This window comes from Exiguobacterium sp. USCH10 (genome assembly GCF_037619445.1).
In the GTDB taxonomy this organism is placed as follows: Bacteria; Bacillota; Bacilli; order Exiguobacteriales; family Exiguobacteriaceae; genus Exiguobacterium; species Exiguobacterium aestuarii_A.
The window spans coordinates 197,628-214,996 of sequence record NZ_JAQPZO010000003.1; the positions used below are offsets into that span (position 1 = coordinate 197,628).

14 protein-coding genes and 2 pseudogenes are annotated in these 17,369 nt (G+C 49.1%); 9 read left to right on the top strand and 7 right to left on the bottom strand.

Annotated features, from left to right (window positions below; genetic code table 11):
• Positions 1-58: 58 nt before the first annotated feature.
• From kynU to PQI28_RS08215, 5 genes are all read left to right on the top strand, one after another.
• Positions 59-1,333 carry a kynureninase gene (gene kynU / locus PQI28_RS08195; protein ID WP_339962954.1) on the top strand — a complete coding sequence of 425 codons (1,275 nt, stop codon included), beginning with the start codon at positions 59-61 and terminating at the stop codon, positions 1,331-1,333.
• Positions 1,334-1,345: 12 nt separating this feature from the next.
• Complete coding sequence (kynA, locus tag PQI28_RS08200; protein WP_214785070.1) at positions 1,346-2,185, top strand: tryptophan 2,3-dioxygenase; 840 nt, start codon at positions 1,346-1,348, stop codon at positions 2,183-2,185.
• A 15-nt stretch (positions 2,186-2,200) separates the two neighbouring features.
• Positions 2,201-2,824 carry an arylformamidase gene (gene kynB, locus PQI28_RS08205; protein WP_339962955.1) on the top strand — a complete coding sequence of 208 codons (624 nt, stop codon included), beginning with the start codon at positions 2,201-2,203 and terminating at the stop codon, positions 2,822-2,824.
• 100 nt (positions 2,825-2,924) lie between these two features.
• Positions 2,925-7,340 carry a hypothetical protein gene (locus PQI28_RS08210; RefSeq protein WP_339962956.1) on the top strand — a complete coding sequence of 1,472 codons (4,416 nt, stop codon included), beginning with the start codon at positions 2,925-2,927 and terminating at the stop codon, positions 7,338-7,340.
• A 6-nt stretch (positions 7,341-7,346) separates the two neighbouring features.
• The gene (locus tag PQI28_RS08215; protein ID WP_339962957.1) at positions 7,347-7,640 is read left to right on the top strand and encodes a hypothetical protein; all 294 of its coding nucleotides are present in this window, start codon (positions 7,347-7,349) and stop codon (positions 7,638-7,640) included.
• A 56-nt stretch (positions 7,641-7,696) separates the two neighbouring features.
• Here PQI28_RS08215 and PQI28_RS08220 read toward each other — a convergent pair whose 3' ends face one another.
• Positions 7,697-8,854, bottom strand: a complete 1,158-nt coding sequence (locus PQI28_RS08220) for a glycosyltransferase (protein WP_339962958.1) — start codon at positions 8,852-8,854, stop codon at positions 7,697-7,699.
• 46 nt (positions 8,855-8,900) lie between these two features.
• Between PQI28_RS08220 and PQI28_RS08225 the strand changes: the two genes are divergently transcribed.
• From PQI28_RS08225 to PQI28_RS08235, 3 genes are read left to right on the top strand one after another with little or no spacing between them, the layout of a single operon-like run.
• Positions 8,901-10,085 (top strand): lipopolysaccharide biosynthesis protein, encoded by a 1,185-nt coding sequence (locus PQI28_RS08225; RefSeq protein ID WP_339962959.1) that lies wholly within the window; start codon positions 8,901-8,903, stop codon positions 10,083-10,085.
• Positions 10,085-11,224 carry a glycosyltransferase family 4 protein gene (locus PQI28_RS08230; protein ID WP_339962960.1) on the top strand — a complete coding sequence of 380 codons (1,140 nt, stop codon included), beginning with the start codon at positions 10,085-10,087 and terminating at the stop codon, positions 11,222-11,224. Before PQI28_RS08225 ends, PQI28_RS08230 begins: the two co-directional genes overlap by 1 nt.
• Positions 11,221-12,114, top strand: a complete 894-nt coding sequence (locus PQI28_RS08235; RefSeq protein ID WP_339962961.1) for a glycosyltransferase family 2 protein — start codon at positions 11,221-11,223, stop codon at positions 12,112-12,114. Before PQI28_RS08230 ends, PQI28_RS08235 begins: the two co-directional genes overlap by 4 nt.
• Here the strand turns inward: PQI28_RS08235 and PQI28_RS08240 are convergent.
• The gene (locus PQI28_RS08240) at positions 12,068-12,670 is read right to left on the bottom strand and encodes a response regulator (protein WP_339962962.1); all 603 of its coding nucleotides are present in this window, start codon (positions 12,668-12,670) and stop codon (positions 12,068-12,070) included. The genes PQI28_RS08235 and PQI28_RS08240 overlap by 47 nt on opposite strands.
• A 43-nt stretch (positions 12,671-12,713) precedes the next feature.
• Here PQI28_RS08240 and PQI28_RS08245 point away from each other — a divergent pair, with 43 nt between their 5' ends.
• Entirely contained in the window at positions 12,714-14,051 is a 1,338-nt protein-coding gene (locus PQI28_RS08245; RefSeq protein ID WP_337874508.1) for a sugar phosphate nucleotidyltransferase, read from the top strand.
• On the opposite strand, the gene manA is transcribed toward PQI28_RS08245, so the two are convergent.
• The 5 genes and pseudogenes from manA to PQI28_RS08270 all read right to left on the bottom strand — a co-directional run.
• The gene (gene manA / locus PQI28_RS08250; protein ID WP_339962963.1) at positions 13,972-15,012 is read right to left on the bottom strand and encodes a mannose-6-phosphate isomerase, class I; all 1,041 of its coding nucleotides are present in this window, start codon (positions 15,010-15,012) and stop codon (positions 13,972-13,974) included. The genes PQI28_RS08245 and manA overlap by 80 nt on opposite strands.
• A 167-nt stretch (positions 15,013-15,179) precedes the next feature.
• A pseudogene (locus PQI28_RS08255) lies at positions 15,180-15,830 on the bottom strand (substrate-binding domain-containing protein); the annotation flags it as partial.
• Positions 15,828-16,604 (bottom strand): annotated as a pseudogene (locus tag PQI28_RS08260) (ATP-binding cassette domain-containing protein); the annotation flags it as partial. The pseudogenes PQI28_RS08255 and PQI28_RS08260, both read right to left, overlap by 3 nt.
• A gap of 12 nt (positions 16,605-16,616) precedes the next feature.
• Complete coding sequence (locus tag PQI28_RS08265) at positions 16,617-16,964, bottom strand: RbsD/FucU domain-containing protein (RefSeq protein ID WP_339962964.1); 348 nt, start codon at positions 16,962-16,964, stop codon at positions 16,617-16,619.
• A gap of 108 nt (positions 16,965-17,072) precedes the next feature.
• Positions 17,073-17,369, bottom strand: a 297-nt coding sequence (locus PQI28_RS08270; RefSeq protein ID WP_339962965.1) for an RNA-guided endonuclease TnpB family protein, incomplete at its 5' end; no start/stop codon positions are given.

Consider the following 17,369-nt stretch of genomic DNA (forward strand, 5'->3'; position numbering starts at 1 on the left):
CATAACCGATTGCTACGATTTTGACAACGTACAAGCTTTAAAAGGGGGAAATGGGGATATGAACGATTTCACACGTGCCTACGCACAACAACTAGACAAACAAGACCCGCTCGCATCGTATCGGGAAGAATTTTATTTACCGGAAGACGGAATTTATATGGATGGAAATTCACTCGGTCTCTTATCGAAACGAGCCGAGCGCACACTCCTTGAATCGCTTGCGGACTGGAAAGAGCTCGGGATTGACGGCTGGATGTCCGGGCGTCACCCTTGGTTCAACTTGTCCGAAGAATTGGCCGCACTGAACGCACCGCTCATCGGAGGAAAGCCGGAAGAAGTGATGGTCACCGGTTCGACGACCGTGAACTTACATCAACTCGTCGCTTCTTTCTTTAAACCAGAAGGCAAACGTACGAAAATTTTGGCAGACGCCCTCACGTTCCCGTCTGACATTTACGCTTTGAAAAGTCAGCTCGAACTGCGCGGACTCGATCCTTCAGAGCATCTCGTTCAAGTCGACAGTCCGGATGGGCGTTTCTTAGTAGAAGACGACTTGATTGCCGCGATGACCGACGAGATCGCCCTCATCGTATTGCCGACCGTCCTCTATCGGAGCGGTCAGATTTTAGACATGCCGCGTCTGGCGAAAGCGGCGCACGAACGTGGTATTTTAATCGGATTTGATGCTTGTCATTCCGTCGGTGCCATCCCTCACGACTTCCACGACTGGGGTGTCGACTTCGCTTACTGGTGCAACTATAAACATTTGAACGGTGGTCCGGGAACGGTCGGTGGCTTATTCGTACATGAACGTCACTTCGGCACGACACCAGGACTCGCTGGATGGTTCGGTTCACGCAAAGACAAACAGTTTGATATGGATCATACGATGACACCGGCTGAACATGCCGGTGCGTTCCAAATCGGGACACCACACGTCATGAGCCTCGCTCCCCAACTTGGTGCCCTCGAGATGTTTAACGAGGTCGGGATGGAAGCGATTCGTCAAAAATCACTCGCCCTCACGACATATATGATGGAGTTGATTGAAGACATGCTCGCACCACACGGGTTCTTCATCGGAAGCCCGACGGAAACACGTCAACGCGGTGCCCACTTGAGTCTCGAGCACCCAGAGGCGGCACGCATCTGTAAAGCATTGAAAAAACATCACATCATCCCTGATTTCCGAGCACCGAACATCATCCGTCTCGCACCGGTTGCATTGTATAACACGTTTACCGACGTGTATGACGTGATCGTGACGTTGAAGAAAATCATGGATGACAAAGAATATGAGGCGTTCGAGAACGTCCGCGAAGTGGTCGCATAAGGGGGAACTGTGATGAGTGAACGTATGGAACATAAAGTGGAAAAAACGATTCAAACCGACTTCTCTAAAGATATGTCGTACGGGGACTATCTCCAGCTCGACCCAATTTTATCGAGCCAGCATCGCCTTTCCGACCATCACGATGAGATGCTCTTTATCATCATCCATCAGACGAGCGAGTTATGGATGAAGCTCATCTTGCATGAATTGACGGCAGCCACGACGGCCATCACGAACGGGGAGCTCGAGCGCTCATTCAAAATGCTCGCTCGCGTCTCAAAAATCCAGCAGCAACTCATCCAGTCATGGGGCGTCCTCGCGACATTGACACCGGCCGAGTATTTAGAGTTCCGAGACCAACTCGGCTCTTCATCTGGTTTTCAGTCTTATCAAAACCGACAGATTGAATTCGCGCTCGGCTTCAAAAACGCACGAACGCTCAGCGTCTATGCGCATGATGAAAAACTATATCCGCTGCTCGAAGGGTCACTTCAAGCACCTAGCATTTATGACGTGACCGTCCGTGAGATGCATCGCCGTGGTCTTCCGATTGATGCGAACGTGCTCGAACGAGATGTCACACAGGACTGGGAATGGAACGAGAGTGTCGAGAAGGCATGGGTCGAGGTCTATCGCGACGTCGACACGTATTGGGACTTGTATGAGCTCGGTGAAAAACTACTCGATATCGGGAGCCAACAACAGATGTGGCGCTTCAACCATATGAGTACCGTAGAACGCATCATCGGACAGAAGATGGGAACAGGCGGCTCGTCCGGTGTGAACTACTTGCGCCGTGTGCTCGATCATCGTTTCTTCCCAGAGCTTTGGACAGTCCGAACATCATTATAAGAGGAGCTGAACGAAATGACATGGATTGATGTATCCCAACCGCTTCATGCCGATGTGACGACATGGCCGGGAGACACGAAGTTTTCGTACGAGATCGCTTGGCCGATGGCACAGAGCGGTTCAGTGAATGTCGGGAAAGTGACGATGAGTTTACATGTCGGGACGCATATCGATGCCCCGTTTCACTTTGACGACCACGGGAAGCGCGTCATCGACCTCGACCCTTCCCTCTATATCGGCCCAGCCCGTGTCATTCATATGCCGCATAAGACAAAAATTGAAGCATCTGATTTAGATGGTCATGACTTGACCGGGGTCGAACGCCTCATTTTGAAGACAGATGGTTGGCCAGATAAGAGTGTCTTCCCAGAGACGATTCCTGAACTGACGCCGTCTCTTGCCGATCGTCTCGGAGAACTCGGAATCTTTTTAATCGGACTCGACTTGCCTTCCGTTGATGCGATTGACAGTAAAGAGATGGGTGCCCATCATGCGTTAGCACGAAATGGTGTCCATATATTAGAAGGGCTCGTCCTAGACGACATTTTACCGGGAGATTATGACTTGAACGCCGTCCCGCTCCCAATCGTCGAAGGTGACGGAAGCCCCGTTCGTGCACTGCTTCGCCCCATGTCGTAAAGAGATAGCCGGAATCGGCTGTCTCTTTTTTGATTAGACAGGGATAGTCCAACGTTTGGCGAAATAGATGACATACGTGATGAAAGGAGGCAGATCGGATTTGCGACGCATCTTATCTACACTACGAAACGGTCTGCATACGTACCGTTACGACCTCATCGCCTTGACGATTATGCTGGCATGCATCCTTGCCTATGCGTACCCACTCTTTTCGTCGGGGATGGTCGTCTTTAGTGATATCGCTTTCGGTCTATCGTCCGACCGTTATATCGAAGAGATTTTTGGTGCCTGGAATGAACGATGGAGCACGACGACATTGTTGAATGTGCCTCGACTCGTCTTCATCGCACCACTGTATGGATTGAGTTTATTGTTCGGTGCATCTGGACCATTTTTAATCAAGTCATTCATCTTGACGTTGCTCATCGTTTCGGCACTCAGCATGTATGCACTCGTCAAACGACTTCATTCGATTTATATCACGAAACACTTTCAGTTGATGACGCTTTTGACATTCACGCTTGCTGGGCTCTTTTACGCGTTGAACCCGTGGATCATCACACGCATTCAACATATTTATCTCCTGTGCGGCTATGCGCTGTTCCCGTTCGCACTTCTACTCTTCTTTAACTTGTTTGATCCAAAATTCCGGCGTCAGTTGGATCCAGACTTTTCGTTTAACAAGCGACTCTCACCGAGAATCTGGATTGATGCCATCGGGTTGTCCGTTGTGTTCATGTTCATGTCTGCCGGAATCCATTACTTTTTCTTCTCGGCCATTTATATGGGCATCATGCTCGGTCTGATTGTGCTCAAAACACTTTGGACCGAGCGGAAGACGCTATTGTTCAAATCGTATTTCTTCTATTATGTCCGCCTGATCACAGTGGTCGGGTTCGTGTTCATTTTATTCAACGGCTACTGGTTCTTCATGTATGTCGGGTCTATCCTGTTCGGGGCCCAGGCGTCCCAACATAATATTAACGTCACCGAGACGTTGATGCTGTTCAGTCGAAACTCGTCGATTGAGAACGTATTGTATACCATCAGTTATTGGTGGCCGATGTTCGACTTGCATACACTTCCACTGACGTTTTGGGTGGCCGGAGGAATCTTGCTCTTCTTCATCGGAATCGGTCTTCTCGGAAGCTACAAACGACCGATTCACCTGTTCTTCGGCTTACTCGGCATCGGTTTGATCATCTTTGCGACTGGAACGTATGAATGGGTCGCGACAGCGTTCGTCGCGCTCGTCACGTACACACCGTTGATCGGTCCGATGTTTCGCGACCCGAACAAGCTCGTCGGTCTATTGATTGTCAGTTACAGCTTGCTGCTTTCTCTTGGAATCGGGATTGTCGATGCCAGACAGTCTAAGGCGATTCCTCGACCGCTCTATCGCGGTATCCTTTTCATCGGCAGTTTTGTCGCGTTGATTCTTTTTATAAATCCGTATCGCACCGTGTATATGGAAGGTTTTTATAAGCCAATCGACGTGCCTGAAGAATACGCGACCGTCCAAGAAGAAATCGATGGGAAGTGGCTTCAGTTCCCAGTTGCCGATGAGATGACCCAGCCCATCACTGGTGTGGCGACACCAAGATGGAACCAAAATCCCGCACTCGGCGAGACGGTCAAACCGACCGGAGACTTCCATGTGTACAGTTCGCTTGAAAATACAGTATTCCATCATGAAGGGTCGACTCCAGCGATTCGCTATCTGTTTTCACTCTTACAATACTTGCTCGATACAGGTCGTTCAGACGAAGCAAGTAATTTGATCAAAGTGTTCGGTGTCGACCAGTTCGCATATCGCGATGAATATTTAGGGATGGAAGAGCGACAGCAGTTCAACTTAGAAATACTCGCATCGCAACGTGATTTACTGCGGACGAAACAAGTCGGTCTATTCACCTTGTTCGATGTCGTCGCACCGCTCACCGATCGGACCGTCCCACAGCTCATCGTGACGCCTTACGGAATCGATCGTTCCATCACATATGGAACGCTTCCTGGATATGAGCAAGGGAAGCAATCGATTTTATTCACGACACAGCGACATAGTGAGGACTTTGATTGGATTCGTCCGGGTGATGCAATCGAGATGATCGAACAGAAAGACATACTGCTCAGTCAGGTACCCGACGACTATTATTGGAAGCCATTTGAGGCAATCGATTCCGCCAACCCGTTCCTCACATGGGGCAAGACCCTTTTCGCGAACAGCGACTGGCGTTGGTATCAACAAACACAAGGTGTGAAGGATCCCGCGTTCGACCTTGATTTCGGAGACGGTGTCGGCCTTTCGTTCGCCTCTGCCCGAATCGATGCCCCACCGTACGAGCTCGACGATTTGCCGACGAAACAAGTCGCATCGTTCAACTCGATGCTTGAGGATGAAACGTTCTTCAAAGCGGATAATCCGGATATCGTCGACTTGTCACCTAACCCGTTGTCTTCAACGAACGACTTGCCACTTCTTCAAGCAGAGGTCGCCAAGGGAGACCCGAACTACATTTGGCAAGTCGCAAAGTCCGGTCTGTTGCCGGCACTCCCGAATAACGCCTATCGTTTCGATATCGTCGCATCGGGTCGAGGGGTCGATCGCTTGCACGTGAAAGTCCGTTTCTTCGATTCATCCGGTGAAGAAATCGACCAGACTTACGTCGTCGCCCCGAGAGATTCTGGGAATTTAGACGGGATTCATCTTCGCGGGGAATACGTAACGCCACGGGCTGCCGAGACGATGCGAATCGACTTACTAAGTTATCAAAAACCAGAACGGAAGACGTACTGGTGGATTCACGATGTTCAAATCGAGAGCTTCGAGTCACACATGGTACCGAACACGTTCTCCATTACGAAAGAGACACCGCCAGGCCGCTACATCGGATTCGCGCGTGTCTTGATGAATCAGAGTGGCGGACAGCTTGACATCACAATCAATGATGACGAGCAAATCGTTGAAACGATCCGACAAACGGGGGCAAGGCTTGAGTGGGTACCGCTCGGTCTACACGAAATCGAGACGAATGAGACGACCATCACCGTCGAGAATACGGTCGGTTTCAATGCCATTCAAAACATCGTCTTCTTACCTGAGGAAGAATGGAAGACGTTACAGCAGTCACTCCAAAACGTATTAGAACCCACGAACACCTTCATGGTTCTCGAAGGTGAACAAGATTTCGATTATAACGGGACAATCCAGTCCGAGCGCAACTACCCGTCTCTCAGTTTCGGGAAAGGCGTCTCACTCACATCCGGTACGTTGTCTCGTACAATCGATGTGGCAGAGCCTGGTGATTACCGTTTCCACATCAACCTGACACCTCCTGTTTCGACAGATGGGACGATTCGCTTACGCCTCCTGCAGGACGAAGAAGTTGTCCAAGAAGAGACGATTGGCGTCACGGTGATGCAACAACTGCCTGATGTAAAAACGAATATCGGCACACAGACGGTCACGTATGATTCCTTGCGCCGTGACTTCCCATACCAACTTCAATCACTCGAAGATGTGCATACGACCTTGAAACGGTGGACACCGAATACATTCGAGATGGAGCCAGGATCATATACGCTCGAGTTGACCGTAGACAGTAACGTGCCGTCACGAATCGAGTTGGAGGACTTACGGAAGTTCGACCCGAACGAGATTGTCGTGACCGAACCACTCGCGACACCTGAAGCTGCCGCCACGTGCGCGACCTGTGTATCGATTACAGACGATATGTTCGAGTCGACGGTGGAAGATGATACGTTTATCGCATCTTACGAACCGACCTGTTCCTGTGACTGGTATATCTTCGCATCGGAACAAATCGAGGCACTTCCCGATCGAGAATATTTGGTCGCATTTGACGCACGGAGCGAACAGATTCGAAATCGACATGTGAAGATGTATTATCTCGATGAGGAACGTCGCGTAATTGGGACCGACTTCATCAGTGAAGTAGAAGAGTATCGGAAATCGACATGGAACCACTATGAACAGATCTTGATCCCACCGAAGGGTACTGACTCGATGCAGCTTCATATTTGGGCGCGTGGAAATGTTGAAAATGCAGGACGACTGGAGATGAAGAACTTGAACGTCGTCCGCTACGATCACCTTCTCCTGACCGACCAAGTGACCGTCGAGGAAGTGACCGAACGTCCGCTACTCGCTACAACAGACGCCGAATCACTCGATGTGACGCGAAGTGTCATGAAGCGGACGGTCTCTCACGAAGATTCACTCGGCCGCTTCACGTTAAACGACTCCCCGTCCCCATTGTTCGAGCTCTCGACCAGTGAAGGAGCACAGCGCGGTGAAGTCGCATTGAATGGCGTGACACAACTGTACATGTCCTCTGAAAGTGACGTACAGGTGAATGCCGTCTTACGTCTCGTCTACTTCGCGGGCATGATCCTTCTGTTACTCGCCACACCTGTCTCGTTCTTCTTCTATTGGAATGCGCGGCAGGAAGAGCCGCTCCTCCGCCGAGTACGACAACGATTTAAGAAAGGGTGACGGCTCATGCTTCGGACTTTACTGCTCACGACTTTTTTGAGCTGCATGATGATTCTTAGCGCTTGTACGATGGGTGACGAAGACAGTGTGATTGAAGACAGACAAGGCAACACCCTATGGATTGCGCCATCTCATCAAGACCCTGAGGAACAGTATGTGCTACGGGAGGTGACACTTACTTCGTCGACGATTGTCGACGGGAAACCCAACCACCTTGATACACTGAACGTCGGAGATGTCATCACGATTGAATATACAGAGACGGACTCTTCGATCGCTGAATCAATCACCCACGAATAAGCCCAAACGAAAGCCCACGTCCAATAAACGACGTGGGCTTTATGCGTGATGTGCGTTTATCGTCTTGCCCGACTGACAGCTCGCTGTCGTCGTAAAAGAAGGGCCATCGTCTTGAGGAACGCAATTGAGTCTTTCACGAGGTCGACGTGAGACCCTTCCCGCTCGATACAAGTCACCGGCTGTTGATAGACGCGGAGACGCTCTTTTTTGGCGGCGTACATCATCTCTAAATCGATGGCGAATCCACTCGTCGCGCTCAAATACGGAAGTAGCCGTGGAATCGCTCGGCGATTGATGATTTTGAGACCCGTCTGAGAATCCGACACACCTTCTGGCAAGAACGGTTTTGTGATGGTTCGTTTTGCGAAACTGACAAACTTTCGAACAAGGCTTCGGTCTTCAATCGTCAAATCTTTCGTCCCGATGACGATATCGTAATAATCATTTTCCGCGATACTGAGCAGTTGAGCGATGTCATCGACTTTGAACGAATTGTCCGCATCGACGAACACATAATATTCGCTCGAGATATGCGTCATCCCTTCGATAAAGAGACCCGCTTTTTTCGTATTCTGCTTCAACTCATACATCTTTAAATAATCAATTTTGAACAACGTGTCTGTCGCGTCCATGACGATGTCACGATACTCCTGTAACAAGCGTTTCGATTGGTCGGAGGAGGCATCGTCTACAAAATAGATGGACCCGTGTAAGTAGTTTCGTTCAATCATTTTGGTAAGAGATGTCAAAAAAGCATGAATGTGTGAAAACCGTTTCTCTTCGTTGAAAATTGGTAATATAAAGGCTACAGTCCCTTTTTTTACAGCATATTCTGGATGAATGATATTTTGAATTTCAGCTAACAGTTCATCTGCATATTCTTCTCTATAATAAAATATTCTAAATATCCCATTCCCTAACAATTGGTTGAAGGGGAAGTTTCCTTTATGTCGAATAACGTCATCAATCCACAGAATCGACGACTGGGGATGATACGTCCGTAACGCTGCCGCCACTTTCAAACCCGTTTCATGGTCAACACAATCAATCACGTACACTTTAATTTGATCTTTCATAGCACGAATGTCTGGTGAAATCGTCTGTTCAGATGATGCACCTGATTCAGAGATGATCAGTTCGTAGTGCGGAATAGACGAAGCATACGGAATATTTCGTTGTTGATCTGTAAAAATCACTACTTTACCTTTATCCATCACATTGTCCTCCTTTTAAGATTGATGAATTGAAAGAGGTGATTGTATGAAAGCTGTCATGAGCCGTTATTCGATTTTACTCATCTTCCCTGTTCTTGATGCGTTACTAAATATCATCAATTATTCATATCATTTCTTCTTAGCCCGCGGGCTAACGAGTCAAGACTATGGTCTCTTAAACGCATATCTCGCCCTTCTTGGACTGTTACTTATTATCGGGAGTGCCGTCCAATGGATCGTTACTCGAAACTTAGGACAACAAATCGCGACCGATTATCGGTATATCGAACGGGTCATCCTGCTCGTCGCGATGGGTTTATCCAGTGTACTCTTTATACTTATCCCATATATTCTTCCTTTATCTAGGATTAACCTCTTTTTACTTGCAGTTACAGTATTTTTCCATATTCTCGTGTCATTCCGGCGTGGGGTCTTGCAGGCAAATGAACGATTTTATGCCCTCACCCTTTCTTATTACGTTGAAGCCATTGTGAAAGTGGGCGTCACGTGGATTTTTCTCGAACAGCTCGATATTACGCTCGCTTTGATCGGGATTTTGATCGGCATGATTCTCACATATGGACTCAGTATATGGCAAACTCACTTCCCAGAAACGGCTGGTGACAAACAGTTCCATGGTTTGTTCCAACTCATCCATGTGCAGATTGTCATGACACTCTTCTTCTCGGTCGACAGCTTACTCGTCACCTTATTCTTTCCATCTTTAGTCGGAGATTATTCCGTCAGCCTACGCTTTAGTCAGCTCGTCTTGTTCGTCTGTCTGTCGATTTTCCAAGTCCTTTTGCCACGTCTGAGCCGGGCGGCCGAGACGGATTCATTCCTATCGTTTGAGCGCACCGTATTCCGATTATTATTGGCTGCTCTCGGAATCATCACCATCGTCTATTATTTGGTCATTCCGTCGGTTGTACCGATTTTCTTCGGTCAAGGATATGACGAGGCAGGTTATTTCGTACGCTATATGATTTTCACCTATATTGGCATCATCATCGTGCAATATGAGGCGATGTTGCAATTTATCTTACGAAACAATCGGTATTTGCGTTGGTACTGGTCGCTACTCTTCGTCTTTCTCGTTGCCTTATTCCTATTCCGGCAATCGATGGAGGTGTGGCTTTTGGCGCAAGCGGTCGTCTTACTCGGAGGGTCTCTACTCCTTCGTTTCCGCTTCCATTCTGAGCGACGCCAACAATTCAAGGAGGAATCGTGATGAAACCCACTATATTATGTTTATCTTGGCGAGACATCAATCATCCGAAAGCAGGAGGAGCCGAAGTATTCACGCATGAGATGCTGGCTTACGTGGCCCCTCGTTACAACATTATCCATCTATCTCCTCATATCGAAGGACGTGATGACGAAGAATGGATTGATGGTGTTCGTTATATTCGCTCCGGTACAGACATGACGAGCATCGTAGAGGCACGGCACTACTACAAAGCGCACGAAGAGGAAATCGATCTCGTCCTCGACCAAATGAATACACACCATTACTTCACGCCCTTCTATGTGCCGGCACATAAACGTGTTCTCTTCATCCACCAATTGACGCGTGAGATTTGGCGAATCAACCTACCACCTCCTGTTTCATGGGTCGGGGCATGGACGGAAACGATTCGTCTGCGTCTCTATCGGCAAAACGATGTCTTGACTGTCAGTCAGTCGACGGCGGATGATCTCGTCGCCGTCGGAATTCCCGAGTCGCACATCACGATTTTGCCGGAAGGACTCAATTTCACGCCGTGGCCAGAAGAAGAATGGTTTGAGAAAGAAGAACATCCTACGTTCTTATACGTCGGGCGCATGTCCGCCTATAAAGGAATCAACGATGCCGTCAAGGCATTCGTATCCATCAAACGCGATTTCCCAACCGCACAACTGTGGATCATCGGGAAGAAGAACGAGGCGTACATCGCCGAACAACTTGATCCGATCACTCCTGAGGATGTACGTTCGGATATTCATTACTTCGGATTCGTCAGTGAAGAAGAGAAACTCGAACGCATGAGTCGAGCGACAGCCCTCCTCTTTCCATCCCGTCGTGAAGGCTGGGGTTTGACCGTCAGCGAAGCCGCTGCGGTCGGAACACCGACCATCGTGTACGATGCGCCGGGACTTCGGGACGCGGTTCAGTATGGAAAACTCGGGTACATGACGATGGCACAGACCGCGGAGGCACTCGCGCTCGAGATGAGACGCTGTTTGAACGATCAAGATCACTATGAGGTCGTGAGACGTGATGCCCATGCATTCTCAAAAACACTGCAATGGAGTCGCACCGGTGCGGCATTTGAACAATGGTTGAATCAAAAGTTAGGAATCTTGATTCAGGAAGGGAGAACATCATGATTGGAATCGCGATGTCTACGTATTGTAACGAGGAAATCATTCGGGAAACGATTCAGTCCATCCAACAACAAACGGCCGAGTTTGTCTGTGTGATCGCAGATGACGGCTCGACCGATCGAACAGTCGAGGTCATGCGAGAGTTGACTGTAGACGATGACCGCTTCATCATCCTATCGCTTCCTCACGGTGAGCGTGGCATCGCCCGTAAAGAGGCAATCGGTCGCCTTCGGGAACTCCACGTCGACGTCTTGTACGTCATCGACTCGGACATGGTGTTGACCGAAGGATTGTTGACGAGTTGTCTACTTTACCTCCAACATCACGAAGATGTCGGGGCGCTCGTTATCCCAGAAGAGGCGTATAGCACGTACACCAATTTCTTCTCCAAAGTGAAGGTGTTTGAACGGAACCTCTTCCAAATCCCAGAAGAACGGATTGACGACCGCTCCATCGAGGCGGCACGGTTTTGGCGGATGGAAGCGTACGAGGCATCAGGCGGGATCAACCCCGCTCAAATCAGTTTTGAAGAGACGCAACCGACCATTCGTTACATCCAACAAGGCGGGATCATCCGCCGCGCCACCTTCACCGCGGTGAAACATAACGAGAAGGAAGTGACGCTACAAAATCTACTCGAGAAGAAGCGCTATTACTTCCAAGTGATGCCGCAAACGCTCGAGACAGAGGAAGGTGGGTTCCGGAAAGCACTCGCTCGCTGGTATTTCTTCAGACCGGTGCTCTATCATCCGTCCAACCTCAAAAAATATAGACGACACCCTGTATTAACATTAGGGGTCGCCTACATGTACCTTCGATTAACGATGATCGGGGTATCGCAACTCTTTACCCACAAGTTCGGGAAGAACGATCCCTTGACTGATACAAAATAAATTCTCCGTATTGCGTCGGGATGACGAACCGTTTCAGCTCGTTCGTCTCCCCTGATTCGAACGGGACGACAAGATTTTCCGAGCTGACCAATTCTCCGCTCTCATAAAACAGACAGTATGCCTGTCCAAGATCGTCTAGAAACTCCGTCAACATGTCTGCGACTTGGTACTTGTTCGTCTTCATGTTGACGGCTTGTTGACCGACATCCTTGATGACGCGGATCACATACTCATCGATTTTCATCGGTTTTGTCATGATGCGCTTGACGTTTCCATAATTGACAGCCGCAATCAACGTATGGGTATGCGTGTAGTCCGTCAATACGATTTGATGAATGAGCGGAAACTTTTTCTTCACATACGATAATAGTTCGACCCCGTCCGTATGGGGAAGTCGTAATTCGGTGATGACGACATCGATGTCGCTCGACTCTAAAATCTCGATTGCTTCCGTCGCTTCCGTCGCTTCAAAAATGAGTTCTCCTTCTTTTATCAACAGACGAGCCAACGTCTTACGCGTATGCTCGTGCGGTTCGACGAGTAAGTAATTTGCCATGTTGTGTACCTCCAAAATTTTAATCGAGAAAGGGTGTCACGAAATGAAACTACTCTTACTATCAGGTGGATCAGGAAAGCGTCTTTGGCCACTTTCAAACGATATCAACTCGAAACAGTTCATTCGATTACTGGATGACGGTCAAGGTGCCAAACAATCGATGATTGAACGGGTCTTCTCACAACTAAGTGACATGCAATTAGATCGGGATGCCTTTATTTTAACAAACGCGCTTCAACGCGATGCCATCGTTTATCAAATCGGGACCGACGCCAATATCATCACCGAACCGAGTCGTCGAGATACTTTCCCTGCCATCGTCCTTGGCGCTAGTTATTTGAACGAACAACGTGTCGACCCAGATGAAACGGTACTCGTGATGCCGGTCGATGCTTATGTCGACCTTCGTTTTTTTGAATATTTCCCTCAAGTCGATGAAGCGGTACAAGCGAGTGACGATGCCTTACATCTGATTGGGGTCACTCCCCTCCACCCGACATCGAAATACGGATACATCGTCCCAGACGAAACGGCTCAAATCTCCTCCGTTCGCTTGTTCCAAGAAAAACCGACCGTTGATGTGGCGGAACAGTTGATTGAACAAGGTGCATTATGGAACTGTGGAATCTTCGCTTGTAAGTTGCACTTGTTGCTCGATGAACTGACGGAACGAAACTTGCCGACGACGTATTCAGAACTCACGACCCGCTACGATGATTTAGAAAAAACGTCGTTCGACTATGCCGTCGTCGAACATGCGGAGTCCGTGTTCGTCCATCGTTACGATGGGGATTGGAAGGACCTAGGAACATGGAATACCTTGACGGAAGAAATGACGTCCACCACCCACGGTCAGGTTGAGTTGTTCGAGTCGACGAACACACATGTCATCAACGAGTTGAATCTTCCGTTGATCGGAATCGGGCTCGAAGATCTCGTCGTCGCCGTCAACGCGGACGGGATTCTCGTCTCGACGAAAGATGCGACGCCGCAGTTGAAAGATTATCTAGCCTCCTCTGACGACTATCCAAAGTTTAAATGGAAGCGCTGGGGACAATCCGAAGTGATTCATCACGAGACGCTCGCGGACGGTCATCACAGTGTGACGCGACGGATGCTCGTTCAGGCTGGGAAAGAACTCAGCTATCATTATCACGAAGCGACTGATACGATTTGGACGATGCTTCAAGGTACGGCTACCGTCACAATTGACGGACAATCGTTTGAGGCGAAGCCGACCGACGTCATCTCGATTCAACGCGGTGCGGCTCACACGCTCAAAGCTCATGAAGACGTCGTGTTCATCGAGGTTCAGTATTCAAACGATTGGACACTCGACGATGCTTGTCCTGTGCCGTCTCCACTTGATAAACAGTATTGACGCGATGCGTTGTTGGAACAGGGACTTCACTTGTGACGATTTCCACCTTCCCGGTGAACAAGTGAGGTCCTGTTCCTTTTGGAACGAAATAGTGCTCTCCTGCTCGGATGGCTTGGACGCCATCTTCACCTTGCACGAAACCTTCACCCGAAACGACCGAGATCACTCGGAACGTTTCCGATTGTTCTAAAATCGCGGGGGTACCATTCACTTGGTGTCGCATGATTTTGAAAGATGGTTTTGAAATCAATTCGGTCGTCAACGCATCTTTTAAATCTGTCCGTACGAGTTCGTCTGTCCGACGATCCGGAATGTTCATCACTTCCACGGCTTTCTCGATATGAAGCTCACGAAGACGACCCGCGTCATCCACTCGATCAAAATCGTAAAGACGATATGTCCGGTCACTCGTCTGTTGAATTTCAAGTAACACGACACCCGGACCGAGGGCATGAACGGTTCCGCTCGGGATGTAAATGAAGTCACCTTTTTTCACGGCTTGCGTCTTTAGACGAGTCGCCCATTCTTTTTGTTGCACACATGTATAGACCTCTTGTTTCGTTCGGAACGTATGGCCGACGATAATCTCGGCATTCGGTTCTGCGTCTAACACGTACCAGCACTCTTCTTTCCCAAACTCTTCTTGTTCGAGACGTTGCGCCTGCTCATCGTTCGGATGAACCTGTACCGATAAATAGGCACGCGCGTCGAGTAGTTTGACGTGTAACGGAAACGTCGCGAATGGATACGGACCGAATAGTTCTAAACGGTGGGCATCCCATAAATCCGCGAGCGTCTGTCCTGCAAATGGTCCGTTCTCAAATGTGGTCATTCCGCTCGGATGTGCGGAGGCAGCCCAACACTCGCCAATCTTCCCTTCCGGTAACGAAAGATGAAATAACGTCTCTAGCTGACGACCACCCCAAATACGTTCTTTAAACACCGGTTTGAGTTTATACATATGTGCTGCGTTTCTCAAAAAGAAGAAACGACTCCCCCTTCCTGTATTTTACCTAGATATACCCTTAAAAAGGGAGAAAATATCCAATTGTTGAAGAGGGATATGTGAACATTTAAAAACCTCACGAGCTCTACCCGAAATCAAGGCATCGTGAGGTTTCATCTTCCTTATTTGATTAATTCGAGTTCGACCGGGATGTTCTCTTCCACCGTTTCACCCTTCAAATGATTGATTGCCGCTTCTACACCCAATTTACCAATCTCAGCTGGTTTTTGGGCAACCGTTGCTGCCATCGTCCCACCTTCGACCGCTTTGACCGCATCGTCTGTTGCATCGAATCCGATGACTTTCACGTCACTCATTCCAGCCGCTTCAAGTGCTTGAACAGCACCGAGTGCCATCTCATCGTTATGTGCGAATACAGCGACGATGTCTTTATTGTCTTGTAAAATATTCTCCATGACCGTTAATCCTTCTGCACGGTCAAAGTTTGCAGATTGTTTTGCCACGACTTCCAATTTCCCATCGATTGCTTCGTTGAATCCTTGTCCACGGTCACGTGTCGCTGACGCTCCCGGAATCCCTTCGAGTTCGACGACTTTTTGACCTTCGCCTACGAGTTCGACCATATAGTCACCCGCCAACTGTCCACCTGCGACGTTGTCTGAAGCGACGTGTGCGACCACTTCACCAGTCTCTGCGTTACGGTCTACCGTGATGACCGGAATGCCCGCGTCATTTGCTGCCTGTACCGCTGCACCGACTGCTTCTGAATCTGTCGGGTTGATGAGAATCAAATCCATTCCTTTTTGAATCATTTACTTCGAGCACGACATCCCCGAGCGTTGCCGTACGCGTCGGATATCGTTCACCAATCTCACGTCCGACCATGTCGCGTACGGTTTCCTCAAAAGAGTGTCCGAAATTATGCGGTTCGAGATGGACTGTCCGTCCCGAAGCACGTTGATTCGATCACACAAGTCAAAAATTTCTTCCATGCGGTGAGAGATATAGATGATGGACACGCTTTGATCTCATAAGACCCGTGAGACGGCGAAGAGCGCTTGAATTTTGCGATCCGTCAAGGCGGCCGTCGGTTCATCCATGACGATGACTTTCGCATCTGTCATGAGGGCCTTGGCAATCTCAATCATCCGTTGCTGACCGACCGATAAGTTGCGCGCCACTTCATCGACATCCATGAAGACGTTCAATTCTGCCAAATATTCACGAGCGCGTCGTGTCATTTCCTGCTGTTTGACCATCTCGAACGGTCCCGTCAGCTCCCGACCCAAAAATAAGTTTTCCGTTACCATCATCTCCGGTAAAATGTTGAGCTCCTGATGGATAAAGGCAATCCCTTCTTGCTCCGCTTCTTTTGGATGTTTGAATTGACGCTTCTTCCCATCGATGAGGATGTCTCCTTCATCTTGAGCGTGAAGACCGGTCATCACTCTCATCAACGTTGACTTGCCTGCTCCGTTTTCCCCCATGAGTGCATGAATCTCTCCAGGCAACAGTTCGAAGTCGACCCCTTTCAAGACAGAGACCGGACCGAACGACTTATGGATGCCTGTCAACTGAATATGCATCGAAATCTCCCCTTAAAAAATGACTCCGGCGTGTAAGATGACGTTCGCGTAAGGTGTCGCTTTCCCAGTTCGAATGACCACTTTCGCTTTTGCGACCTCCCTTTTGAAGTCTTCATGCGAACACATGTCGATGCTTGTATATTGTTCTTTCAGTGAATCGGCAATCGTGGTGCGTTCTACGACCAAATCCGATTCGACGACATCCAGCACCTCAAGAAAGGAAGGTTCCCCGATTCGGAGGCTAAGGTCGACACGCTTCACCCCGTCCGGAATCGGGAGTCCGCAGTCTGCGATGACGACGCGACCCGTATGCCCGAGGTCGGCAAAGATTTTTGCTAGATGACTATGTGAACTACTCACCACTTATTTGCCTCACAAATTGAAGGGGGAGCTTCTTGGGAAGACCGTGCTCTCACCAGCCACGGTTATGGACCAAGCTCGTCGGGTGGTTCCCACCCTGAAGGATTGTCAGTCGGCCAACATCAATAGGTTGATGCTCGCGTTGATGTCACGGTCATGATGCGCGCCACAGGCACACGTCCATTCACGGACATCCATCGCCTTCTTCTCGCCTTTTACGCCGCAAGTGGAACAGATTTGAGTGGATGCGAACCATTGATCCGCCTTGATGAGCGTCCGTCCGTAGAAGTTTGACTTGTATTCGAGTTGACGGACGAACTCGTACCAGCTGACATCGCCAACCGATTTGGCTAAGCGTCGGTTCTTCATTATGTTGCTCGATTTCAATGTCTCCACGACGATGAC

Bases quoted from the DNA above. Each gene is read 5' to 3' on its own strand.
- kynU (WP_339962954.1), top strand. From the start codon at position 59: ATGAACGATTTCACACGTGCCTACGCACAACAACTAGACAAACAAGAC.
- kynA (WP_214785070.1), top strand. From the start codon at position 1,346: ATGAGTGAACGTATGGAACATAAAGTGGAAAAAACGATTCAAACCGAC.
- kynB (WP_339962955.1), top strand. From the start codon at position 2,201: ATGACATGGATTGATGTATCCCAACCGCTTCATGCCGATGTGACGACA.
- PQI28_RS08215 (WP_339962957.1), top strand. From the start codon at position 7,347: ATGCTTCGGACTTTACTGCTCACGACTTTTTTGAGCTGCATGATGATT.
- PQI28_RS08220 (WP_339962958.1), bottom strand. From the start codon at position 8,854: ATGGATAAAGGTAAAGTAGTGATTTTTACAGATCAACAACGAAATATT.
- PQI28_RS08225 (WP_339962959.1), top strand. From the start codon at position 8,901: ATGAAAGCTGTCATGAGCCGTTATTCGATTTTACTCATCTTCCCTGTT.
- PQI28_RS08230 (WP_339962960.1), top strand. From the start codon at position 10,085: ATGAAACCCACTATATTATGTTTATCTTGGCGAGACATCAATCATCCG.
- PQI28_RS08235 (WP_339962961.1), top strand. From the start codon at position 11,221: ATGATTGGAATCGCGATGTCTACGTATTGTAACGAGGAAATCATTCGG.
- PQI28_RS08240 (WP_339962962.1), bottom strand. From the start codon at position 12,670: ATGGCAAATTACTTACTCGTCGAACCGCACGAGCATACGCGTAAGACG.
- PQI28_RS08245 (WP_337874508.1), top strand. From the start codon at position 12,714: ATGAAACTACTCTTACTATCAGGTGGATCAGGAAAGCGTCTTTGGCCA.
- manA (WP_339962963.1), bottom strand. From the start codon at position 15,012: ATGTATAAACTCAAACCGGTGTTTAAAGAACGTATTTGGGGTGGTCGT.